This window comes from Colwellia sp. C1TZA3 (assembly GCF_007954265.1).
Taxonomy (GTDB): Bacteria; Pseudomonadota; Gammaproteobacteria; order Enterobacterales; family Alteromonadaceae; genus Cognaticolwellia.
In genome coordinates, this window is sequence record NZ_VOLS01000009.1 from 64093 (window position 1) to 86499 (window position 22407).

The 22407-nt window shown below is 38.7% G+C and carries 22 protein-coding genes; 10 read left to right on the plus strand and 12 right to left on the minus strand.

Going from position 1 to position 22407, the window contains the following annotated elements; genetic code table 11:
• Position 1: 1 nt before the first annotated feature.
• Positions 2–2437, plus strand: a complete 2436-nt coding sequence (gene pheT, locus ESZ39_RS04445; RefSeq protein WP_146878586.1) for a phenylalanine--tRNA ligase subunit beta — start codon at positions 2–4, stop codon at positions 2435–2437.
• A 3-nt stretch (positions 2438–2440) separates the two neighbouring features.
• Positions 2441–2734, plus strand: coding sequence for an integration host factor subunit alpha (locus tag ESZ39_RS04450; protein ID WP_146878587.1), 294 nt, complete (start codon positions 2441–2443; stop codon positions 2732–2734).
• Positions 2735–2832: 98 nt separating this feature from the next.
• Here ESZ39_RS04450 and ESZ39_RS04455 read toward each other — a convergent pair whose 3' ends face one another.
• Positions 2833–3351, minus strand: coding sequence for a DUF2937 family protein (locus tag ESZ39_RS04455; protein ID WP_146878588.1), 519 nt, complete (start codon positions 3349–3351; stop codon positions 2833–2835).
• Between the two features lie 185 nt (positions 3352–3536).
• Here ESZ39_RS04455 and ESZ39_RS04460 point away from each other — a divergent pair, with 185 nt between their 5' ends.
• The 4 genes from ESZ39_RS04460 to ESZ39_RS04475 all read left to right on the plus strand — a co-directional run bounded on the left by ESZ39_RS04460 (position 3537) and on the right by ESZ39_RS04475 (position 7904).
• Positions 3537–5324: an ABCB family ABC transporter ATP-binding protein/permease gene (locus tag ESZ39_RS04460; RefSeq protein WP_146878589.1), complete on the plus strand. Its 1788-nt coding sequence runs from the start codon at positions 3537–3539 to the stop codon at positions 5322–5324.
• An 86-nt stretch (positions 5325–5410) separates the two neighbouring features.
• Positions 5411–5959, plus strand: coding sequence for a DUF1415 domain-containing protein (locus ESZ39_RS04465; RefSeq protein ID WP_146878590.1), 549 nt, complete (start codon positions 5411–5413; stop codon positions 5957–5959).
• A gap of 235 nt (positions 5960–6194) precedes the next feature.
• On the plus strand, positions 6195–6983 hold the full coding sequence (locus ESZ39_RS04470; protein ID WP_146878591.1) for a hypothetical protein: 789 nt from the start codon (positions 6195–6197) through the stop codon (positions 6981–6983).
• A gap of 57 nt (positions 6984–7040) precedes the next feature.
• The gene (locus ESZ39_RS04475; RefSeq protein WP_223270233.1) at positions 7041–7904 is read left to right on the plus strand and encodes a glucosaminidase domain-containing protein; all 864 of its coding nucleotides are present in this window, start codon (positions 7041–7043) and stop codon (positions 7902–7904) included.
• Between the two features lie 790 nt (positions 7905–8694).
• Here ESZ39_RS04475 and uspE read toward each other — a convergent pair.
• The 10 genes from uspE to ccoN all read right to left on the minus strand — a co-directional run bounded on the left by uspE (position 8695) and on the right by ccoN (position 17840).
• A complete protein-coding gene (gene uspE / locus ESZ39_RS04480; protein ID WP_146878592.1) occupies positions 8695–9627 on the minus strand; it encodes a universal stress protein UspE in 933 nt (310 codons plus the stop codon).
• Between the two features lie 175 nt (positions 9628–9802).
• Positions 9803–10522, minus strand: a complete 720-nt coding sequence (fnr, locus tag ESZ39_RS04485; protein ID WP_146878593.1) for a fumarate/nitrate reduction transcriptional regulator Fnr — start codon at positions 10520–10522, stop codon at positions 9803–9805.
• Between the two features lie 67 nt (positions 10523–10589).
• Positions 10590–11252 (minus strand): sulfite exporter TauE/SafE family protein, encoded by a 663-nt coding sequence (locus ESZ39_RS04490; RefSeq protein ID WP_146878594.1) that lies wholly within the window; start codon positions 11250–11252, stop codon positions 10590–10592.
• Entirely contained in the window at positions 11249–11500 is a 252-nt protein-coding gene (gene ccoS / locus ESZ39_RS04495; RefSeq protein ID WP_146878595.1) for a cbb3-type cytochrome oxidase assembly protein CcoS, read from the minus strand. Before ccoS ends, ESZ39_RS04490 begins: the two co-directional genes overlap by 4 nt.
• Complete coding sequence (locus tag ESZ39_RS04500; RefSeq protein WP_146878596.1) at positions 11497–13896, minus strand: heavy metal translocating P-type ATPase; 2400 nt, start codon at positions 13894–13896, stop codon at positions 11497–11499. Before ESZ39_RS04500 ends, ccoS begins: the two co-directional genes overlap by 4 nt.
• Positions 13897–13923: 27 nt before the next feature.
• Entirely contained in the window at positions 13924–14424 is a 501-nt protein-coding gene (locus tag ESZ39_RS04505; RefSeq protein ID WP_146878597.1) for a FixH family protein, read from the minus strand.
• Positions 14425–14584: 160 nt separating this feature from the next.
• On the minus strand, positions 14585–15568 hold the full coding sequence (ccoP, locus tag ESZ39_RS04510; RefSeq protein WP_146878598.1) for a cytochrome-c oxidase, cbb3-type subunit III: 984 nt from the start codon (positions 15566–15568) through the stop codon (positions 14585–14587).
• A complete protein-coding gene (locus tag ESZ39_RS04515) occupies positions 15561–15767 on the minus strand; it encodes a cbb3-type cytochrome oxidase subunit 3 (RefSeq protein WP_411266853.1) in 207 nt (68 codons plus the stop codon). Before ESZ39_RS04515 ends, ccoP begins: the two co-directional genes overlap by 8 nt.
• Positions 15764–16408: a cytochrome-c oxidase, cbb3-type subunit II gene (gene ccoO / locus ESZ39_RS04520; protein WP_146878599.1), complete on the minus strand. Its 645-nt coding sequence runs from the start codon at positions 16406–16408 to the stop codon at positions 15764–15766. The genes ESZ39_RS04515 and ccoO overlap by 4 nt, the downstream gene beginning before the upstream one ends.
• Positions 16409–16418: 10 nt before the next feature.
• Complete coding sequence (gene ccoN, locus ESZ39_RS04525; protein WP_146878600.1) at positions 16419–17840, minus strand: cytochrome-c oxidase, cbb3-type subunit I; 1422 nt, start codon at positions 17838–17840, stop codon at positions 16419–16421.
• A 721-nt stretch (positions 17841–18561) separates the two neighbouring features.
• Between ccoN and ESZ39_RS04530 the strand changes: the two genes are divergently transcribed.
• On the plus strand, positions 18562–19137 hold the full coding sequence (locus ESZ39_RS04530) for a hypothetical protein (RefSeq protein WP_146878601.1): 576 nt from the start codon (positions 18562–18564) through the stop codon (positions 19135–19137).
• Between the two features lie 256 nt (positions 19138–19393).
• On the opposite strand, the gene ESZ39_RS04535 is transcribed toward ESZ39_RS04530, so the two are convergent.
• Positions 19394–20014, minus strand: coding sequence for a LysE family translocator (locus ESZ39_RS04535; RefSeq protein ID WP_146878602.1), 621 nt, complete (start codon positions 20012–20014; stop codon positions 19394–19396).
• Between the two features lie 168 nt (positions 20015–20182).
• Here ESZ39_RS04535 and ESZ39_RS04540 point away from each other — a divergent pair, with 168 nt between their 5' ends.
• From ESZ39_RS04540 to ESZ39_RS04550, 3 genes are read left to right on the plus strand one after another with little or no spacing between them, the layout of a single operon-like run.
• Complete coding sequence (locus tag ESZ39_RS04540; RefSeq protein WP_146878603.1) at positions 20183–20671, plus strand: TlpA disulfide reductase family protein; 489 nt, start codon at positions 20183–20185, stop codon at positions 20669–20671.
• An 11-nt stretch (positions 20672–20682) separates the two neighbouring features.
• Entirely contained in the window at positions 20683–20952 is a 270-nt protein-coding gene (locus ESZ39_RS04545) for a DUF4266 domain-containing protein (protein WP_146878604.1), read from the plus strand.
• On the plus strand, positions 20943–22325 hold the full coding sequence (locus tag ESZ39_RS04550) for a DUF3570 domain-containing protein (RefSeq protein WP_146878605.1): 1383 nt from the start codon (positions 20943–20945) through the stop codon (positions 22323–22325). Before ESZ39_RS04545 ends, ESZ39_RS04550 begins: the two co-directional genes overlap by 10 nt.
• Positions 22326–22407: the final 82 nt, after the last annotated feature.

Here is a 22407-nt window from a genome sequence, read left to right on the forward strand (position 1 = left end):
AATGAAATTTAGTGAATCTTGGTTACGTGAGTGGGTAAATCCTGCTATATCTTCAGATGAATTAGCTCATCAAATTACCATGGCTGGCCTTGAAGTTGACGCCATAGAAGCTGTTGCAGGTGAATTTACGGGTGTGTTAATCGGTGAAGTGGTTGAATGTGGTCCGCATCCTGATGCTGATAAATTACAAGTAACAAAAGTCCGTCTCAGTGGCGAGAGTGGAGCCGATTACAATGATGGTGAACTTGCCGATATTGTTTGTGGTGCTAAAAACTGTCGTTTAGGCTTAAAAGTTGCCGTTGCCACCGTTGGTGCAGTTTTACCGGGTAACTTTGAAATTAAAGCAGCAAAACTTCGTGGCGTAGCATCAAACGGTATGTTGTGTAGTGAATCAGAAATCGGCTTAGCTGATAAAGCCGATGGCCCATCTGCTGGCATCATGGAATTAGCCAACGATGCACCGATTGGCATGTGTGTGCGCGAGTATTTAGACTTAAACGATGTCACTATTGATGTTGACTTAACGGCAAATCGTGGTGACTGTCTTGGCTTAAAAGGTCTTGCACGCGAAGTCGGTGTATTAAATAGCCTAAGTGTGACCGAGCCTGAAATTACAGCTGTTACACCAACCATTGACGATACCGTTGCAATTACGTTGTCAGCTGAAAAAGCTTGTCCGCGTTACCTAGGACGAGTGATTAAAAACATCAACATTAAGGCCCAAACGCCTTTATGGATGGTAGAAAAACTCCGCCGTTGTGGTACACGTTCAATAGATCCTGTGGTTGATGTGACCAACTATATCTTGTTAGAGCAAGGCCACCCGATGCATGCCTTTGACTTATCGGCAATCGATGGCGGTATAAACGTACGTTACGCCAATGAAGGCGAGAAGCTAATCCTGTTAGATGGCAATGAAGTCAGTCTATCTACGCAAACCCTAGTCATTGCAGACCAGGAAAAAGCACTTGCTATGGCGGGTATTTTTGGTGGTTTAGCTTCAGGCGTTACGAGTGAATCAACAAACATTTTTTTAGAGAGTGCTTTCTTTGCACCTTTAGCTATTTTAGGTAAAGCCCGTCAATATGGTTTGCATACTGACGCGTCACATCGTTATGAACGTGGCATTGACCCTGAACTACAGCGTGATGCTATGGAACGTGCGACTAAGCTTTTACTTGAGATTGTTGGTGGTGAAGCCGGTCCAATTGTTGAAGCCACGTCAAAAGAAAATATTCCTGTTGAGCGAACAGTGACACTACGCCGTGCAAAACTCGATGGTCGTATTGGTCATCATATAAATGATACCAAGGTTAGCGAAATATTAACTCGGCTAGGTTTTACTGTGGCAAAAAAGGGTGCAGATCAAGCTAAAGTTTGGACGGTTGTCGTACCGGCATATCGTTTTGATATCAGCATTGAAGTTGACTTAATTGAGGAAGTAGCCCGCATTTTTGGTTACAACAATATCCCCAATGTTTCACCAAAAGCAACCTTAGCAATGTGCGAGCAAAAAGAAGCACAGTTACCGTTAAGCAAGTTACGCCATGTTTTAGTCAACCGTGGCTATCAAGAAGCGATTACTTATAGTTTTGTTGATCCAAAAGTACAAGCGCAGCTTCATCCTGGTCAGGCAACCATGACCTTGCCACATCCTATTTCATCTGAAATGTCAGAAATGCGCGTGAGTTTATGGACAGGTTTATTGCAATCCGTTGTCTATAATCAAAATCGTCAACAAAACCGTGTACGTTTATTTGAGACCGGCTTGCGCTTTATTCCGGATGAAAGTGCTGAAAATGGCGTTCGTCAAGATAATATGATCGCCGGTGTGTTAAGTGGTCAACGCAGTGAAGAGCATTGGGATATTGAAAAAGCAGCAACAGATTTTTATGATATTAAATCTGACGTTGAAGCGTTACTCGGTTTAACAAGCAACGAAAATGCTTTTGTGTTTTCAAAGGCTGAAGTTGACGCTTTACACCCAGGACAAACTGCTGCTATTCACCATAACGGTGTATTAGTTGGCCATGTTGGAGCCTTACATCCTGAATTAGAACGGAAATTAGGTCTTAATGGTCGGACATTAGTTTTTGAACTTTTATTGTCTGAAATTCGTACACAGAATATACCGCAATCGCGCGACATATCTCGCTATCCGGCCAATAGACGTGATATTGCTGTGGTGATTGAAGAGCAAGTTAGTGCAAATAAAGTACTACAACTTATTGAAAAGGTTGGCGGAAATTATTTAGTTGATCTAAACTTGTTCGATGTATACCGAGGTAATGGTATTGACTCTGGTTTTAAGAGCTTAGCAATAGCAATGATATTGCAAGACAATAGTAAAACCTTAGCAGAAAAGGATATCACTGACGTGGTTAACCGTGTGGTTGACACCTTGAAAACTGAACTAAATGCATCTCTGAGGGATTGAATAATGGCGCTAACAAAAGCAGAAGTAGCAGAACATTTATTTGAAAAAGTTGGGCTGAGTAAGCGCGACGCAAAAGATATGGTTGAAGTGTTTTTCGAAGAAGTTCGTGAAACACTCGAAGCAGGCGAGCAAGTGAAACTGTCTGGTTTTGGGAACTTTGACCTTCGAGTAAAAAGTGAACGTCCTGGACGTAACCCTAAAACGGGTGAAGATATTCCAATTTCAGCACGTAAAGTGGTAACGTTTCGCCCAGGTCAAAAACTTAAAAGTCGTGTTGAAAACGGTAACGGCGAATAAGTTAGCAAGTCAGTTTTGCATCAGTATCGTATAGAAAAAGTTGCTTCGGCAACTTTTTTTATTGCGTTCAAAAAAGAAAGTTACTTTTTAATCATGCCTTAAGTCAGCGTGGTCTTCTTTGCTTTTAAAGTGCGCTTAACGCTGAATACGGTTAACTCCTTCAATAACAAAACACCAATCGCCAGTGTGCCACCAGTAGCAATCGCGTTTAACTCAAGCGGAATGGCCATGGAAAAATGCTCAGCAGTACCGCGAGCAATTTCTTGATCTAAATGCCAAATCAATTGATACATGCTATGGAGATAGTCTGCTTGAGAAATTTGCGCTAAATGACTTGCTAAGTAGTCAACACGCACTGACAATCGTTCAATCAACTCACCTGTGCTGATAATAGACGCTTCAGTATTGTCTTTGTAACGTGTGATCATGGTTATTAGGTTACCATCAAAGTGTTGCTGAGCGATGAGCTCAAATTGTGCTAATTGTGAGCTAGCTTCAGCTAGGTGGCCAGCGAGACGCTGTTGATATTGCTGCATAAATTCAGGCAGCTGTACACCTAATATAAAAGTAAGCGTGAAAAAACAACGATCAATGACATTGTTAATTAAGGTAAACATAATGGCGAGTTACCCCGTTAGTAGAATAGCTTCACGTTAGCACAACTACTGACAAAGTTCATTGGCAATAAAATGTTAATTCAAAAGTCAGGTTTTTCAGATATTCGTACAGAATCGATGTTAATATACTCGCCATCAAAACAGTTACTTTTGAACTGAAATTCAATTGGAAATTACTAGCAATTATGCGTAGATCCTCTCATCAACCCGATCATGAAGTCACCACCTTTAATTGGCGTGTGGTTAAACTTTTATTACCCTATTTATTTGAATTTAAAGCCCGTATATTTTTAGCTTTAGCGTGCTTAGTACTAACGAAAGTTGCCAGTGTTTATTTACCTTTTATTCTTAAAGACATTGTCGATATTTTAGATAACCAAAAAGAAAACCAGGTTTATTTAGTACCCTTTGCGCTAGTGGGTGCTTATGGATTAGTAAGATTAACCACGGTTATATTCGCAGAAATTCGCGATACTTTATTTGGCCGAGTAACAGAACGGGCGATCCGCAGAATTGGCTTAAAAGTTTTTCAGCACCTACATAAATTAGATTTAGACTTTCATTTAAATCGCCAAACCGGTGGTTTATCGCGTGATATTGACCGTGGCACCTCAGGTATTAATTTTTTAATGCGCTTTATGGTGTTCAACATTATTCCTACCTTAATTGAAATTATTATGGTGGTGGGTATTTTGTTTTTCAATTATGGCATTTGGTTTGCGCTAATTACCCTATCTTCTATCGTGTTTTATGTGGTTTACTCTGTTTATGCGACAGATTGGCGTACACGCTTTATACGCGAAGCCAACAAGGCAGATTCATCAAGTAACACTCGTGCTATCGACAGTTTACTTAATTATGAAACGGTTAAATACTTTACTAACGAAGATTTTGAAGCAAAAGCATACGACAGCCAATTAGCGACTTGGGAACAGGCGAAAATGAAGAATCGTTTATCTTTATTTGCCTTAAACGGTGGTCAAGCCCTTATTATATCCTTTTCGATGACTGGCATGTTGGCACTAGCGGCATACGAAGTCACTTATGGAAATATGACCTTAGGTGATTTTGTGCTGATCAACGCTTTTATGATGCAGCTTTTTATTCCACTGAACTTTTTAGGTTTTGTTTATCGCGAAATTAGAGGCTCACTTGCCAACATTGAGCATATGTTTGATCTGATGCAAAAGCAGCCAAAAGTAGAAGACAATGATGATGCGAAGATCTTAAACCTATCTGATGCGGAAATTAAATTTGAAGAGGTATCGTTTGCCTATGATGTAAAACGACCTATTATTAAAAACATATCATTTACTATTAAATCAGGACAAAAGGTTGCGGTAGTGGGTGAAAGTGGCTCAGGGAAATCTACCTTAGTTAAGTTGCTGTTTAGGTTTTATGATTGTGACAATGGCAAAATAACTGTTGACGGGCAAAATATACGTCAAGTAACCCAGCATTCACTGAGAAAAAATATTGGTATTGTGCCACAAGATACCGTGTTGTTTAACGATACACTTTTTGCCAATGTTAATTATGGTGCACCTGAAGCCAGTGAAGAAATGGTTAATAAGGCCTTTAAATTGGCGCATTTATCTGACTTTGTCAGTAGATTACCCGATGGTGCGAAGTCGATGGTAGGAGAGCGCGGTTTAAAACTTTCGGGCGGTGAAAAACAACGTGTCGCTATTGCTCGTACTATTTTGAAAAATCCTCGTATTTTGGTGTTTGACGAAGCAACTTCTTCACTTGATAGCCAATCAGAACAAGCAATATTAAGCGCCATTAAAGAAGTTGCCGAACATAGAACCAGTTTAGTGATTGCTCATCGATTATCCACGATAGTAGATGCGGATAATATTATTGTTATGCAACAAGGTGAAATTGTTGAGCAGGGCACACACCAAGGCTTATTAGTTAAAAAAGGCCATTACTACAAAATGTGGCAACTGCAACAAAGTGACAACAGCTAATAGCCTAGCGGTTGTTGAGTAAGAGTAATTGCAGGTGAGTAAATCAAGACCAGCAAGTGAATAAGTAAAATATTGAGTAAGTTGTTATGAGCACAATAGATGAAATTGACCAAACCAAACAATGGCTAGAGCAAGTGATTATTGGGCTAAATTTTTGTCCGTTCGCAAAAAAAGAGTTTGTTAACCAAACTATTCATTATTTCACTAGTGATAAAGAACAGCTAAAGTCAGCCTTAGTTGAATTTTTATCACAATGTCACTACTTGCATGATAATCCTAAAATAGAGACGAGTTTATTGATCTATAATCAAGGATTTAGAGACTTTAATCGCTTTTTAGATTTAGTTGATTACGCCAATGATATTATTGTTGAACATAACTTTGAAGGCATATTTCAAGTAGCCACCTTTCACCCAGAATATTGCTTTGCCGAGGCTGACTATGATGATGCGAGCAACTTTACTAACCGCTCTCCTTATCCTACCTTGCATTTAATTCGTGAACAAAGCATGGCGAAAGTGCTCAGCGTTTATAAAAACCCTGAGGCAATTCCAGACAATAATATCGCCTTAGCTGAGAAAAAAGGTGCTCACTATTTTAAAACCTTGTTGATGAACATTAAAAACAACTCTTAGCCTTTTATAAGGCTTAAATACTTTTATCAGTAAATCAGTTTTGAAGTGTAATGCTTACCTATTAATTGCTATTTAGGTGGTCAAGTTGGCTGGGTTACCCTTTAACCTTGGTGAACTAGATAGGCTCAAGGTTAATAACTTTTCTTTGCTTATTCACAGACAGTGGTTAATTACGATATACTGGCGGCAATTAAGACAAGCGTTGGTATACGCTTACTCATTAGGTAATATTTTTGTGGAAAAACTTCCTGTTGAAAACGTTGGTGGTAGTGTCGAAGAAGCTATAAAAGGTGAATATACACTTGATGTAGCAACTATATTGAAAGAAGGTTGGCAAATAACCTTAAAGTCGCGCATGGCGATTAATTTGGGGCTGTTTACTTGTTTAATGATAGGTATGTTGGTTTCAATGTTAGTGAGTAGTCAGTTGGGCGGTATTGAAGTAGCCATTCAAGATCAAAAGTCAGCCACTTTACTTAATATTATCGTTACATTAGTGGTTTATCCTTTTATTGTTGGTGTTGAAATGATGGGGATTTTCCATTCAGTTGGTTTAAAAACACGACCGAAATTAGTTTTTGGCTTTTTAAAACGAGGCAGCTGGGTTGCGGTTAGTGCCTTATTAACCTCAACCTTGGTTACCATTGGCTTAACATTATTTTATTTGCCCGGCATATTTTTAGCGGTTGCACTGTCACTTGCCTTGCCTTTGGTGGTAGAAAAGAACATGTCGCCCATAAAGGCAATTTCGGTCAGTATTCAAGCCACACGTTTTCAATGGTTCAAAATTTTTGCTATCTACTTGATATTAGCTTTGGCTGTCTTGATATCCGCTTTACCTGTTGTAATAGCGGGTGAATCTGAGTTGAGCTTTATTGCTATTGCATTTTTTCTATTCTGTTTAGCCTACATCGTGCCGTTGTTTTACAACGTAAAGGGAATTTTATATCGAGAAATATTTGGTTTACAGGTGCAAACATCAGCTGATCAAACTAAGACAATAAATGACACCTTCTCGGCCTGATTTACCAGATTTTTTTAGTAAGCCAGACTCAACATAATTGCACAAGGAGCCATTAGCTTGACGAAATTCAATCAGCAAAATTTTTTAGGCTTTATCTTTTTAGTGATACTGGTTTTGGGTTTAATTGCACCGTTTACCTTCTTACCTTTGCCGCAAAGTATGCCGGAAGAAGAGTCGGTAACACCCAAAAAAGCCAAGAAAGCTAAAAAAATCATTAAGGTTATTAAGACAGTTGAGCAACCGTTACACAAGGTCAATTTACCTGACTTTGCTAAAATTCGTGATGTAAAAGAGAAAAAACGTCGTTTCTTTGCTTTTATTAAACCGGCAGTAGAGGTTGAAAATAAAAAAATACTGACTTTGCGCACTGAAGTGGAGCGCTTAATTGCGCAATTGACCTTAGAACAACCTTTTAGTAAGGAAGAACACACTTTAGTCAGCAGTTTGAGCAAAAAATATAAAGTCAGTAAAAAATTCTCGTTGTTAAGGCAGTTGTATGAATTACAGCTTAAAATTGACATTATTCCACTAGCACTTGTTTTAGTACAAGCAGCCAATGAATCTGCTTGGGGAACCTCCCGTTTTGCTCGAATAGGTTTAAACTTTTTTGGCGTGTGGTGTTATAGGGAAGGTTGCGGCATGGTACCAGGTAGCCGCAATACCGGTGCTAAACACGAAGTCGCCGCCTATAGTTCTATTAGTTTAGGTGTCGCACGCTATTTGCACAACATTAATACTAATGGTGCCTACGCGGTATTTAGATCGATTAGAGGCCAATTACGCGAGCAAAACCAGCCGCTAGCGCCAGAAATTCTTGCCACAGGATTAGTACGTTATTCTGAGCGCGGTATAGATTATGTGTTGGAATTAACCGATATGATCCGCCATAATCAACATTACTTCGCGTTATATAATAAGTAAGCCTTACTTAATCGGTTATATTCAACCGATTAATAAACAAATCAAAAGGGTATAGCGGTTAAAAAATAGCTGCTGAATTATCTATAAAATACAGCATTTGTCCCATTCTTTATCAATATACCCGTTTCACTTCAAGATGCAGTTTCAGAGCTAAGCTAGGAAATCAGCTCAAGGCGCGATACGAAGATAATAATACCAGTCCCATTAAGTTATTGCTCACTTGTACTAGTTAAAATAGCTCAAGGCTGTGTTGCTCTCACTCCCAATAGCCAGCTATTGCTCAATCGAGCGCCTTACCTTGAATTATTTTTCCTGCGCACAACAAGATCACAAACTTAATGGAACTGGTATAACTATTCTCTTCAATCCATGCCTGGTACCTAACCCTTTCTCGACTTGCACAAACCTGCACCTTTAAGTGGAGCGGGTATACGCTATTAATACCAATCCCATTAAGTTATTGCTCACTTGTACTGGTTAAAATAGCTCAAGGCTGTGTTGCTCTCAATCCCAATAGCCAGCTATTGCTCAATCGAGCGCCTTACCTTGAGTTATTTTTCCTGCGCACAACAAGATCACAAATTTAATGGAACTGGTATAATACCAATCCCATTAAGTTATTGCTCACTTGTACTGGTTAAAATAGCTCAAGGCTGTGTTGCTCTCAATCCCAATAGCCAGCTATTGCTCAATCGAGCGTCTTACCTTGAGTTATTTTTCCTGCGCACAACAAGATCACAAATTTAATGGAACTGGTATAAGTGATAGGCAAGAGCATACTTGGTCGAGACTAATCAACATCAAGTGGTGAAATATAACCATCGGGTTTTAATGCTAATACGTCACAATTAAGTCTATCAATCACATGCTCTGCGGTGTTGCCAATCAGTGCTGCCGACAAACCAGTACGGCCAATAGTACCAAGAATGACTAATTCGGCATCTAATTCAGTGGCTATGCTTTGAATAATATCCTCTGGTAAACCCTCTTTAATGTGGGTGTTTTCCGGCGCAATATTAAAGGCAGTTGCATGTGCTAACATCGCTTTTTGATGATGTTTTAACATCAAGCGATTATAATCACTGGCATTAAACTCTGGTATTTCTATCGCTATATTAACGGGTGTACCTGGGAATGAATTCACTAGATGCAAATTTGCTTTCATGACTTGGGTCAGCTGTTTAGCTTCTGTTGTAATTTTTTCGTTAAGCGCTTTATGCTCTTCTTCTTCGCTGCCAATGTTTAACGCGGCAAGTATATTGCCGTTATCAGGCCACAAATGCTCTTTCACGAGCAAAACAGGACAAGGGCATTTACGCAGAATATGCCAATCGGTAGGGGTAAATATGACAGATTTAAATTTATCGTGTTGATGAGTACCCTTAATGACAATGTCATAACCATTATCGAGTACCTGAGCAATAATTTGCTCAAAAGGACGGTTATGCCAAATAACCCGACAATCGATAGAAATTCCAGTTAAGTCAAGCTCTGCGAGTAAAGACTCTAGCCATTGTGTGCGATTATTAATAACCGACTGGCGCATGGCTTCACGCTCATCACTTGATAGCATGGTGGTCATTTCATAAGAAAAATCGTAAATGGTTAAAAATGCGGTAATGCTAGCGCCAGTTTTACGCGCTAACTCTATGGCTCGGTTTACCGCTTTTTGCTCTTCTGTTGTTGGGTCAACAATCGCGAGTATTTTTTGATACTTTTCCATAGCTAATTCCTTTATCAATTGTCTACTGGTGTTATAACAATAGTCTACTTTGAAGCAGTAATAGTTGTTTTAAATCAAATTATTATGCTGTCGGCGATGAAAAATAATACTTCACACTAAGCATAGCGTGAAATACGTTAATAAGGCAATGTAGAAAAGTAAGTGTAGCTCTACGTTAAAGTGCAGCGCATTCGTTTAATTTATCAAAACTTAGAATAGTAATTAACTTACCATCAACTGCAATTAAACCATTTTTATGAAAGCGGTTAAGCAAGCGGCTAATGGTTTCAACTGTTAAACCAATATAATTACCAATATCACTGCGGGTCATCGATAAACGAAACTCAGATGCAGATAAGCCACGGGCATGATAACGAATACTTAAGGTACTGATAAATGTTGCTAATCGCTGTTCAGCATTTTTACGGTTAAGCAGTGTTAGCATTTCCTGATCTTCACGAATTTCAGTACTCATCATACGCAAAATTTGTTTCTTTAATTTTGGCATGTTGTTTGATAAATTATCAAGCGTATTATAAGGGATCTCACAAACCATTGAGGTCTCTAGTGCTTTAGCGAAACTTGGGTGCTCACCATCAGCAATAGCATCAAAGCCAAGTAAATCACCCGCTAAATGAAAGCCAGTAATTTGTTCTTCGCCGTGTTTATTAATAGTGTAGGTCTTAAATGTGCCTGAACGGATGGCGTAGAGCGCATGCATGGGTTGACCGTCATTAAATATTTGCTCACCTTTATGGATCGGTAGCTTACGATCGATAATATTATCTAAAGTTTCTAACTCTTTATCATTAAGAGAAAAAGGTAAGCATAGTTCACTAAGGCTACAGTTTTGGCAGTGAATATGTTGATGAACAGTGCATGATTTATAACTCATAATATCCTTTAAAATTTTTCATGATGTTTCCATGATTTTTTCCATAATAATGTCCATATCAGGTAGGTTATATATATAAAATTAGTATAGTATAGATGCCGTATGAAATCACTAGGCTGGCTGCCGTCTTTCTAAATAGTGTATGACTCAATAATGCTTTAACACTTATTGTACCTAGCGATACTGAAAGTAAGGCAGGTAAGGTGCCAAGTCCAAAGAAAAACATAATCAAGGCACCATTAAGAGCATCAGCACTCGCCAATGCCCAAGTCAGTGTAGAATATACCAAACCACAAGGTAACCAGCCCCAAAGTGCGCCTAAAGCGAAAGCACTTTGCACATTTTTAATAGGAATAAATTTCTTAGTATGCGGTGATATGTAACGCCAAATATTTTTGCCTAAATGTTCGACACGACTTAACCACATAAGCCACTGGCCTAAATACAAACCTAATAAAATCAGAAAAATACCAGCGATAGTTTTTAACAGCGAAACCGGCAGACCAATATTCTTGGTAGCCATTGAGCTGGTGAATGCAACAAGAGCGCCAATAAGACTATAAGAGGCGATACGACCAAAGTTATAGGCTAATATAATCGCATATTTTTTATGACGCGAGGTATCAGCAATCGCCGTAGTAAGCATAGTGCTGATACCGCCACACATCACTATACAATGCCCTGAGCCTAATAGTCCAATGACAAATGCGGAGAAAAAATCAAGACTCATAGCTTATTTTTTATCTGTTTATTGACTTGCTCTTGTGGCACATCGTTGTCGTCTATCTGATCATTTGTTGGCGCGGTATTGTTACTTTTATCAATAGGGCTTTTATCATTATCATCTTCAAATAAAATACTCATACCTTGCTTTTCTAAATCATCAAATTGCTCGGTTTTTACCGCCCAAAAAAAGAGATAAATACCAATAGCGGTCAGTAAAATAGCAATGGGAATTAATACGTATATCACACTCATTTTTTTAATAGCCTTAAAGAATTACTTACCACTAGTATTGAACTGGCTGACATGCCGATTACTGCCATATAGGGCGCGATATAACCCATAACTGCTAGCGGTAATACAATGGCATTATAACTAAAAGCCCAAAGGTAATTTTGCTTTATAATTCGCGCAGTACGTAACGATACCTGCCTAAGTGTTTGCACACCTTTGAGTTTATTGTTCAGTAATATCACATCGGCACCACTTTTAGCAATATCAGTACCACTGCCCATGGCAATCGACAAATGCGCCGCACCCAATACTGGGGTATCGTTTACGCCATCACCTATCATGGCTACTGCATGCAAGGTTTGCTGCAACTTAATCGCATTAACTTTGTCTTGTGCAGATAAGTCTGCTTGTACGCTGTTAAGTTGTAGCTTTGCTTGTAATTTATTACAGCCTTGTTGATGATCGCCAGATAACATCACTGTGATAATATTTTCATGATGTAAAAAATCAATCAATGCTTTAGCATCTTCGCGCAAACCATCATGTAAATAAAATTCAGCAACTAAGTTATCGCCTTGCATTAAGACACATTGCGCACTGTGTGCGGTGTTGTCATTATTACTGAGTAGCCATGAATTTTTACCAATTCTGTAATGCTGGTTATTAACTTGACCCGAAATACCTGCACCTGGTGCAACCACCACTTGAGTTGTTGTTTGGCTAAAATCACGAAACGGGCTAAAGGCTTTTGCTAGTGGGTGGGCAGAATGTGCCTCTAAAGCCGCCGCAATAGCCAACACTTGTTGTTGCCCATCTGGAGTGTTCTTATCTGCAAATACGCCATAAGTTTTTACCTCGGTAACGGTAAATTCACCAGTGGTTAAGGTGCCGGTTTTATCAAAGGCCATAGCCTCAATTTCAGGCATAGTTTCCAGCACATGTGCTGATTTAATCATGATCCCTTCACGATTAAGTCGAGTGGTTGCACAAGTTAATGCCGTCGGTGTTGCTAATGACAAAGCACAAGGGCAAGTAACTACCAAAACAGATAAGGTGATCCAAAATGCTTCTGCTGGTTGATGTTGAGACCAATATATTGCGGTAGCAATGGCCACAACTAAGATGAGAGCAACAAAATACTGGGCAATTTTATCTGATAATTGCGCCAGTTTAGGTTTATGGCTTTGGGCACTTTCGCTTAAGCGAATTAATTGGCTTAAAAAAGACTCTTGGTTACTGTGGTTAACTTTTGCTGTTAAGTTACCATCACCATTTATGGTACCGGCATAAAGGTTATCTAACACTGTTTTATGCAATGGCAGTTGCTCACCAGAGATCATCGCTTCATTAATTTGGCTAGTGCCTGTTATTATTTCACAATCTGCGGGTATAGTTTCCCCCGGTTTTATTAAAATAATATCATCTGTTTTTAAATGCGCTGCTGAGACAAAACGTTCGATACCCTGTTCAATTTTAGTGGCGGTCATCGGCATGAGTTTCAATAAATTTGCCGAGATGTCAGCAGCGCGACTACGGGCCCTAAACTCCAGAAATTTACCAATCAATAATAAAAAGGTAAACATGGAAACAGACTCAAAATATACTTCACCTTGTTGGGTAAATGTTGCCCAAGTACTAGCAAGAAAAGCTAAGCTGATAGCAATAGATACCGGTACATCCATTGAAAGTTGTCGTGCCTTCAAGGCAAAAAAAGCACTTTTGTAAAACGGAAAAGCGCCATAGCTAACAATGGGTAGGGTTAAGAAAAGGCTGGCCCAACGTAAATATTGGACATTGTACTCAGTCATATCGGCAAAAGCACCAAAGTACAAACCAAACGCGATCATCATCACTTGCATCATTAAGATGCCTGAAATGCCTAAGCGTTTAATAAAGTTTTTTGCTTGTTTTTTATTAGCTTTTTCAGCTGTACTGGCTTTAAAGGGTAGGGCGTGATAGCCAATTTTATCAATTAAACTCAGTATTTCACTGAGTTTTACTTGGTCTTCCTGCCATTGTACTGTCGCTCTTTGTGTCGTGGCGTTAACATTAATTTTATTAATACCGTCGAGTTTGTTGATTTGCATTTCTATTAACCAAGCACATGCTGAGCAACTTATACCTTCGACGGTTAAGATGGTTTCTTTAAAACCATCATGATAATAAGCAAACTCATTTTGTAAGCTTTCATCATCAAGAATTTCATTGCGTCGCAGTTGTTCAGGTACTAATACTTCACCTTTTTTTGCTGGTGCACTGCGAAAACGGTAATAGTCAGTTAAATGGTTGTCGACAATAGTTTGTGCCACAGCTTGGCAACCTATGCAGCACATAGGTTGGTTAATATTTTCAATACTTGTGGTTAAATTAATGCCATTGGGTACGGGCTCACCGCAATGAAAACAATCTATGCTCATTAATCTATGCTCATTAATTTGGGCTCATTAATTTGCTTGGGCGGTGTCCGGTGCTATCGCAATGAAATCAGATTGAGGCAAGGTGATCACAGCTTGAATTTTCCAATGGTTTTCAAACGGGGTAATAGTTACCTGCCATTTACCTGCAACATTTTCATCAGCTTCAAAGAGATGGGTAAAATTACCGTTGCCATTAGGTGTTAACACTAAAGAGAAATCTCTATCCGCTAAGGTTGGGTGATAAAAATTGACATTGAGTAAAGGAAATTCTTTTTCAATACCCGTTGGGCGAATAATAAGCTGATCGTCAACTAGTTTTAAACCAAAACTCATGCCGAGTTTTTGTGCTTGTTTAATTTTACCTAATTCAAGATTAATCGCTTTGCCTTTTTTATAATAATCACCAACAACAAGGGTGTCAGGATTAGTATTGGCAATAATAAACGTAGCAATGCCGGCAACTACTACGGTAAAAGGCAATATAAATACAAACCATGCCCAAGGCTCTCGGTACCAAGATGTTTTCATGAAAATTTCTTCTTTGCTGAAAGAGTGAATATTATACGACTATTCTTAAGTGGTAACTATTAAAAAAGCGCTCATTTAGTAAACTATAATTCTTGTTTAAATAAAAAAGCCTTAGCATATTAAAGTGCCAAGGCTTTGTATTTTAGGCTATTTTTAGCTACTAATCTTGCGATAAGCTATAAATATAAGCACTGATAACATGAATTTTTTGTTCACCTAGGATTTTATCCCAAGCTGGCATTACACCCGCACGGCCATTAGCAATTGACATTTCAACAGCACGCTGTGAACCACCATATAACCAAATGTTATCCGTTAAGTTAGGTGCACCTAATGCAATACCCATTGCATCACTACCTTTGCCTTCGCTACCGTGACAAGCCGCACACATGGCAAATTTAACTTTACCCGCTTCTGCTGCTTTTGTGTCAACTTCACGACCACTTAAGCTCAGGACATATGCAGTAACTTCTTTAACACCTTGTTCACCGCCTAATGCTGCACTCCAAGCTATCATGCCATTTGCCTTACGGCCATGGATAAGGGTAGCTTTGATCATCTCAGGTGAGCCACCATATAACCAATCTTTATCAGCTAAATTAGGAAAACCGGTAGCACCACGTGCATCAGAGCCATGGCACTGTGAACAGTTTTGTAAATATAACCGTTGGCCCACTTTACGTGCAGAGTTTGCTTCATCATCATTAGCGGTTGCTAAATCAATAATTTTACGCTCTGCATAGGCTTCAAAAATAGGGCCATATTTCTCTTCTGCGGCAGCAACTTCACGATCATACTGTACTAACAGGCCCGCTGCTTTAGCATTAGCGACACTTGCCTTTGATTCTGATAAATTCAAAATACCTTGGTTAGAGCTCTTCCAACCTAATAGACCTTGAAAGTTACCTAAACCTGGATAAAGCAGTAAATAGCCAAAACCCCAGATAATGGTTAATAAGAAGAAGGTACTCCACCATTTTGGTAATGGGTTGTTCAATTCTTCAATGCCGTCGAAGACATGGCCCGTAGGCTCACCTTCTTCAACGCCTGCAAAGTTCTTTAAGCAATAGTTCAATAGTAGATAACAACCCACTAATGTACCTAAGGTAAGAACGGTAATCCAAATACTCCAGAAGCTAGACATTGTTATTAGTCTCCTGTTTTTTATTTTTGTCAGAGTGCTTTAATTCAGTTTCAGTATCTTCTTCAAAAATTGAATTTGCCGCTTCATCAAAAGCTGATTTGCGTTTTTTTGAATATGACCAAACCACAATAACAATAAATAATGCCAATATTAATAGGGCCACTAGCCCCCTGAGCGTGCCGTAGTCTATAGTTATCATTTCAACGCATGACCTAGAGACTGTAGATAGGCAATTAATGCCGTCATTTCTGTTTTACCTTCAACTGAGGTTTTTGCATTAGCAAGCTCAGTTTCAGAGTAAAGCGGAATAGCATTACCTTGCTCGTCTTTATGGCTACGATTACGGGTTAAGAAGTTGAATGTTGACAACTTCTTTTCAGTTAATTCACCGTCAAGCTTATTTTCAGCTAACCATTTAAACGAAGGCATATTTGACTCAGGTACAACTGAACGAGGGTCAAGTAAATGCGCAAGATGCCAATCGTCGCTATAACGACCACCAACACGGGCTAAATCAGGACCTGTTCGCTTAGAACCCCATAAAAATGGATGTTCCCAAACGCCTTCACCGGCAACAGAGTAGTGACCGTAACGCTCTGTTTCAGCACGGAAAGGGCGGATCATTTGACTGTGACAAACATTGCAACCTTCACGAATATAAATATCGCGACCTTCCATCTCTAAAGCGGTGTAAGGTCTTAGGTTATCAACGGGTGTTGTAGTCGCTTTTTGAAAAAACAACGGTGTAATTTCAACTAAACCACCAATGCTGATCGCAAAAATAGTGAAAATAGCGAACAAGCCAACATTTTTTTCAAATTTTTCATGTTTATTTTTCATTGTCGGCCCCTTAAGTTACTTCAATTGGCTTAAGACTATTGTCTTTAGCATAAACTGTTTTGTACATGTTATAAGCCATTAATAAGAAACCAGCAACAACCAATACACCACCAACAAAACGCATAAAGTAGAACGGTTTAGAAGCAACTAGACTTTCAACAAAACTATAAGTTAAAGTACCATCAGTGTTAACCGCTCTCCACATTAACCCTTGCATGACACCTGAAATCCACATCGCTACTATGTATAAAACAATACCTGAGGTGTGTAGCCAAAAATGCACGTTGATTAATCTAGTGCTGTACATGCGACCTTGATTAAATAATATAGGAATTAAGTGGTACATAGCACCAATGGTTACCATAGCAACCCAACCTAAAGCACCAGAATGTACATGGCCTATAGTCCAATCTGTGTAATGAGATAACGCATTCACCGATTTAATTGCCATCATGGGGCCTTCAAAGGTAGACATACCGTAAAAGGATAATGAAACAATTAAGAAGCGTAAAATAGGGTCGTAGCGAAGTTTATGCCACGCACCAGAAAGCGTCATAATACCGTTAATCATACCACCCCAAGAAGGTAAGAATAATACGATTGACATCACCATACCAACTGACTGAGCCCAATCAGGTAGTGCCGTATAATGTAGGTGGTGAGGACCTGCCCAAATGTACAATGAGATTAAGGCCCAAAAATGCACAATGGATAAGCGGTAAGAATAAACTGGACGTTCAGCTTGTTTTGGTACGAAATAATACATCATACCCAAGAAACCAGCGGTTAATAGGAAGCCTACGGCATTGTGTCCGTACCACCACTGCATCATAGCGTCGATAGCGCCAGAATATATTGAGTAGGATTTAAACATCGATACGGGAATAACCATGCTATTTCCGATGTGCAACACGGCTACAGTGAGGATAAAACCACCAAAAAACCAGTTTGCAACATAGATATGGGATGTTTTACGTTTGACTAAGGTGCCGAAAAACACAATAGCGTAACTAATCCAGACCACCGCAATTAAAATATCAATCGGCCACTCTAACTCTGCATACTCCTTACTTGAAGTATAACCCATAGGTAAAGTGATAATTGCAAGCACGATAACAGCTTGCCAGCCCCAAAAGGTAAAGGCGACTAATTTGCCACCAAATAAAACTGATTTACAGGTGCGCTGAACAACATAATATGAAGTAGCGAAGAGTGCACTGGTGCCAAAAGCAAAAATTACTACATTGGTATGCAGTGGACGAAGACGAGAATAGGTCAACCAAGGTGTTTCAAAATTTAGTGCAGGCCAAATTAATTGCGCAGCAATAAGTACACCTAATGAAGTACCAAAGATCCCCCAAATAACTGTCATTACGGTGAATTGACGCACCACATTGAAGTTATATGACGGATGTTCAAGCGTTGTTGTCATTTTTATTGTTCCGTTACTAGGTTAAATTTTGCAATTTTCTGTAAAAAATAAACTTTTTCATGAAAAATGCTGAGAAGTCATGATAAATGTCACACCCGAATACGAGTTTTTTCAAAAGCAATGTGATTTTACCTTTCGCCTATGCCATAAATCAACTGCAAAGCTTGATTTAAATCAACAAAAAATTTCTGTCGCTGCAATATTGTTCAATAAGTTAATAACCAAGTACTGATTAATTATTTTGCCAACAAAAGGCGACCAGTTAAAGTGGACTAATTTAGCTAAAAGAGCGAATCAATGTGTAGTTAAACTTTATACGGTTAAATTAAAGGTAAATGATGACAGCTCGATAATATTTGGCCGATGCGTTGAACAAACACTAGAGAACTAACTACATGATACGCCTTTTAAACTATTTAACACTAGATATTGTGTTAAATTTAGCAAATATCTGGCTGAGTATTTTCTGTTAGAAACTAAAATAATCACCATGGAAATTTTAATCATAACTAAGCCCATGTTGTTATTTTTTTGTTGACCATCACTTTATTTGCTTAACATTACGAGGTTAATCTTGTGTAAGATCATAACAAGTGTGAACTCAGTGCTCTTTGTTGAAAACCTGCTATGGCGTGTTAAATAAAAGCCTATAAAAAAGTGATAAATATCATTAAGGTTTGTGTATCATAAGCGAAGAATATCTTTCTTTTTAAAGCATTCAATGAATATAGTTAAAAAATTAGCGCGAGACATTTTATTAACATTGTTAGTAATCCTACTAATAGCCTGTAGTCCTCAAGACCATGCTAATACAACAGTGGCTGTTCAAAACACGCGTACTGCCCAGTGCATTGCTCAGCAAAGCCAATGTCAATTCGACTTAGCAGGAGGAGCAGTTCAAGTTCTATTTGATATCGATAGAATAGTTGCTGAGCAGGCGTTTAATATGGTGGTGAATTATCAAGGCACACAAGCACTGATCAGCGTCAGTGGCTATCTTGAGGGTGTTAATATGTATATGGGAAAAATCCCATTATTTATTGAAGAAGTTTTTCCAAAAAATAAAATAAATAACAAAGGTTTAGATAACTTAAAGCCAGTGGGAATTGATATAGCTCAGTTAAAAATAGATCCTACATCTGGTCGTGAAATAGCGAGTAAACAAGTGTTTCAAGCAGAGGTGCTAGTAGGTAGTTGTTCAGCCGAGCAAATGACATGGCGCATATGGTTAACCTTCACCACAGTTGAAAACAAAAGCTATACGAAAATGTTAACTGTGGCGAGTTACCGAAGCTAAGCGCTCTAAAGTTATGTCAGTTTCATTTAGGCTGATTAAGTCTATAGTTTTATTTAGCTTCATTAAGTTTATAGTCTTGTTGTGCAAAAAAAATAGTGATGTGGACAATAATTTAATGAAATTGCGCTATTGCACTACAATTATCCCCGATAAGTTATTAGTTTTAAACACTCACCAGCGAATACTCACCAGCAAACACTGACTCGAATTACGGACTTTGTATTGTTTTAAGTGCAAAGACTTCATGCGATTAACATCAGCTAATGGCTAACCAAATAGCGACTAAGATCATTAAGCAGCCGGAGATTTTGTTAAGCAGTTGTACGTTATTTCTTTGGGTTAACACCTTGCCGATAGTTTTCCCACCAGTGGCATATATAGTCATACAGACAAATTCTGATACTAATATTACCGCCACTAAAACGCTCAATTGTGGTGCCAGTGGCAGCGCTTGACTAATAAAAGGTGGTAGTAACGAAATCATAAATGCCCAACCTTTTGGATTGGCTATTGCCGTAAAAAACCCTTGTTGAAATAAGCTGCGCTTTTTAATGATTTGTTGATGTTGATTTGAATCAGTTAAAAGCTTACCTTTAGCTCGGCACATATTAATACCAATATATAATAAATATAATGCCCCTATTATTTTAAACGCTTGAAATAGTTGAGGGAATTTCGCCATTATTGTCGCAACACCTAATACAGAGGCAACAGCTACGGTGGCAACACCTAGTAACTCACCATACATCATCCATAATGTTTTTCTCACCCCAATAGTAATACCTAAGCTCATGGCTAATGTCATACACATACCTGGTGTTAAACTAACAATAAAAAATGTTGGGATAAATAAGCTCAGTAGGGTGATATCAATCAAGGTTTAACTTCCAATAAAAAAGTATAAGTAAATATATTGGCGATAATAACGTAACTTTGCTGATTAAAGAAAATTTATATCCAAGATCTTTATTAAACCTTAAGGATTTCTTAAGAAAAATAAAATAAAGTTAGGATCTTAAAACTAGAATAATGAAGCTTACTATTTATGCTAAAAATTTTATCTAAATTAATTAACGTCTCTGCTCTATTGGCGTTATTACTCTCTGTGTTGCTGGTTAATAACGCTCAGGCGATGTCGATACCAGAAACTCAGTTACAGCAAACATTAGCCAAATACCGAGGAAAAGTGGTCTATCTTGATTTTTGGGCTTCTTGGTGTGGGCCATGTCGTAAGTCATTTCCTTGGATGAACGAAATGCAGCAAAAATACCGCGATCAGAGTTTTGTGGTTATTAGTGTCAATCTTGATGCCGATAAAGCGTTAGCAAAAGAATTTTTATTAGAAAATCCAGCAAACTTCTTGGTTATTTATGATCCTAAAGGCGATATTGCCCAACAATTTAATATTCAAGGTATGCCAAGTAGTTTACTGATCGATAAACAAGGTGAAATACAGCAAGCACATACGGGATTTTTTACTAACAAAGTAAAACTTTATGAAGCGCAATTAATCGCGCTATTAGCAATTAAATAGGGAGTGTATGTATGAAAATATTTGAGTTCAAAAAAAATGACTTTAAGGCAAATTTAGCTCTGAAAATAGCGAGACTTTCGCTATTATCAGCTGCTGTCATCTTAGTAAGTGGCTGTTCATCATTAGGCGTACAGCCATGGGAACGTGATTTATTAGCGAAGGAGGAGATGGCATTAACCTCTTCAGCTATAGATTCTGCACTTGATGATCATATCTATTTCAGCAAAGAAGCGTCAAGTGGTGGTAAAGGCTTCGGTGGTGGAGGCTGCGGATGCAATTAAATCATAAAAAGGCCCCCATAAACATCAAGGCAGCATTGACGATTGCCACCTCAGCATTGTTAGGCACATTACCTGTGATCGCCAATGCAGCAGACGACTCGACTACGGCTGCAAAAGCACAGCAAGAATCTTCTTGGGATTTTGAGAGTGCATTTTTATATTATAGTGAAAGCGATCGTGTTTCAGCTGCTGAAGCCGTTATAAACGCTCAAAAAACTTTTGAAAATGAAGAAGTGTTGAATTTAAAATTAACTATAGATTCACTCACCGGTGCCTCGGCTACCGGCGCAGCGGCACAGCCGAATGTGCAAACATTTACCCGACCTTCAGGCAAAGGAAGTTATCAAACGCAAGCGAATGAAACCCCATTAGACGACACATTTAAAGATACCCGTGTACAGCTAAATGCCCAGTGGACTCAGCCGTTAGCAGAGGACTATACTGGCAGTGCAGGTGTTCATATTTCAAAAGAGTATGATTACCTATCACTGGGCGTTAATGGCAACCTTGCGTATGACTTTAATAATAAAAACTCAACATTTTCAGTAGGTTTAAGTTATTTTCAAGACAGATTTGAGCCTGAAGGTGGTATTCCATTAGCCTTTGCATCAATGCCATTAGCTTATGATAACGAATATGACGAATATGACGAATATGACGATGAAGATGGTGAAGATCAGACAGTAAATAGCGCAGGTAAAGCCGCTTTTAATGCTACGCGCAGAACAGATAGTGACGACAAAACTACTGCAGATATCATGCTGAGTTTTACACAAGTGATCAATCGTCGCATGATCACGCAGTTTAACTACTCTTACTCAAAAGTTGATGGTTATTTAAACGACCCTTTTAAAATGTTAAGTTTGGTGAATAGCAAAGGTATTGCGCAAGATTACCTTTATGAAAACCGGCCGGACAGTCGTGTAAAGCAAAGTGTATTTGCACAAACTAAATACCACTTTGAACAAAACGTCATTGATATCTCTTATCGTTATATGTGGGACGACTGGGCAATAGACTCTCACACTATTGATTCAAGGTTAAGAATACCCTTGTCGCGTAATAGCTATATCGAGCCTCACTTTCGACTTTATCAACAAAGTGCTGCGGAGTTTTATCAACCCTTCTTAGCTCAATCGAATTCAATCCCAAAGTTTGCTAGTGCCGATTATCGGATTGGAGAAATGACGGCATACACCTTAGGACTTAAGTACGGTATGAAGCTTAGCGACGGTAATGATTTGTCTTTTAGGTTAGAGTATTATCGACAAGACCCTAAAAACTCAGGACATCAAGCACCGGGTGCGCTAGCTGAAGTTGACTTATATGAAAGTGTAGATGCGATTATCGCCCAAGTTAGCTATTCATTTTAATATAGCGTTTAGCAATTTTTTTAGCTCGGACTTCAGTCCGTCAACCGCTAAGCAGGCAATCAACGCCATGGCCGAATATAAA

Coding starts and splice junctions, on each gene's coding strand:
- ESZ39_RS04455 (WP_146878588.1), bottom strand. CDS start 3,351: ATGTTTACCTTAATTAACAATGTCATTGATCGTTGTTTTTTCACGCTT.
- ccoP (WP_146878598.1), bottom strand. CDS start 15,568: ATGTCTAGCTTCTGGAGTATTTGGATTACCGTTCTTACCTTAGGTACA.
- uspE (WP_146878592.1), bottom strand. CDS start 9,627: ATGGAAAAGTATCAAAAAATACTCGCGATTGTTGACCCAACAACAGAA.
- ESZ39_RS04465 (WP_146878590.1), top strand. CDS start 5,411: ATGAGCACAATAGATGAAATTGACCAAACCAAACAATGGCTAGAGCAA.
- ESZ39_RS04515 (WP_411266853.1), bottom strand. CDS start 15,767: ATGATAACTATAGACTACGGCACGCTCAGGGGGCTAGTGGCCCTATTA.
- pheT (WP_146878586.1), top strand. CDS start 2: ATGAAATTTAGTGAATCTTGGTTACGTGAGTGGGTAAATCCTGCTATA.
- ESZ39_RS04490 (WP_146878594.1), bottom strand. CDS start 11,252: ATGAGTCTTGATTTTTTCTCCGCATTTGTCATTGGACTATTAGGCTCA.
- ESZ39_RS04540 (WP_146878603.1), top strand. CDS start 20,183: ATGCTAAAAATTTTATCTAAATTAATTAACGTCTCTGCTCTATTGGCG.
- ESZ39_RS04505 (WP_146878597.1), bottom strand. CDS start 14,424: ATGAAAACATCTTGGTACCGAGAGCCTTGGGCATGGTTTGTATTTATA.
- ESZ39_RS04500 (WP_146878596.1), bottom strand. CDS start 13,896: ATGAGCATAGATTGTTTTCATTGCGGTGAGCCCGTACCCAATGGCATT.
- ccoO (WP_146878599.1), bottom strand. CDS start 16,408: ATGAAAAATAAACATGAAAAATTTGAAAAAAATGTTGGCTTGTTCGCT.
- ESZ39_RS04550 (WP_146878605.1), top strand. CDS start 20,943: ATGCAATTAAATCATAAAAAGGCCCCCATAAACATCAAGGCAGCATTG.
- ESZ39_RS04530 (WP_146878601.1), top strand. CDS start 18,562: ATGAATATAGTTAAAAAATTAGCGCGAGACATTTTATTAACATTGTTA.
- ESZ39_RS04450 (WP_146878587.1), top strand. CDS start 2,441: ATGGCGCTAACAAAAGCAGAAGTAGCAGAACATTTATTTGAAAAAGTT.
- ccoN (WP_146878600.1), bottom strand. CDS start 17,840: ATGACAACAACGCTTGAACATCCGTCATATAACTTCAATGTGGTGCGT.
- ESZ39_RS04460 (WP_146878589.1), top strand. CDS start 3,537: ATGCGTAGATCCTCTCATCAACCCGATCATGAAGTCACCACCTTTAAT.
- ESZ39_RS04545 (WP_146878604.1), top strand. CDS start 20,683: ATGAAAATATTTGAGTTCAAAAAAAATGACTTTAAGGCAAATTTAGCT.
- ccoS (WP_146878595.1), bottom strand. CDS start 11,500: ATGAGTGTGATATACGTATTAATTCCCATTGCTATTTTACTGACCGCT.
- fnr (WP_146878593.1), bottom strand. CDS start 10,522: ATGAGTTATAAATCATGCACTGTTCATCAACATATTCACTGCCAAAAC.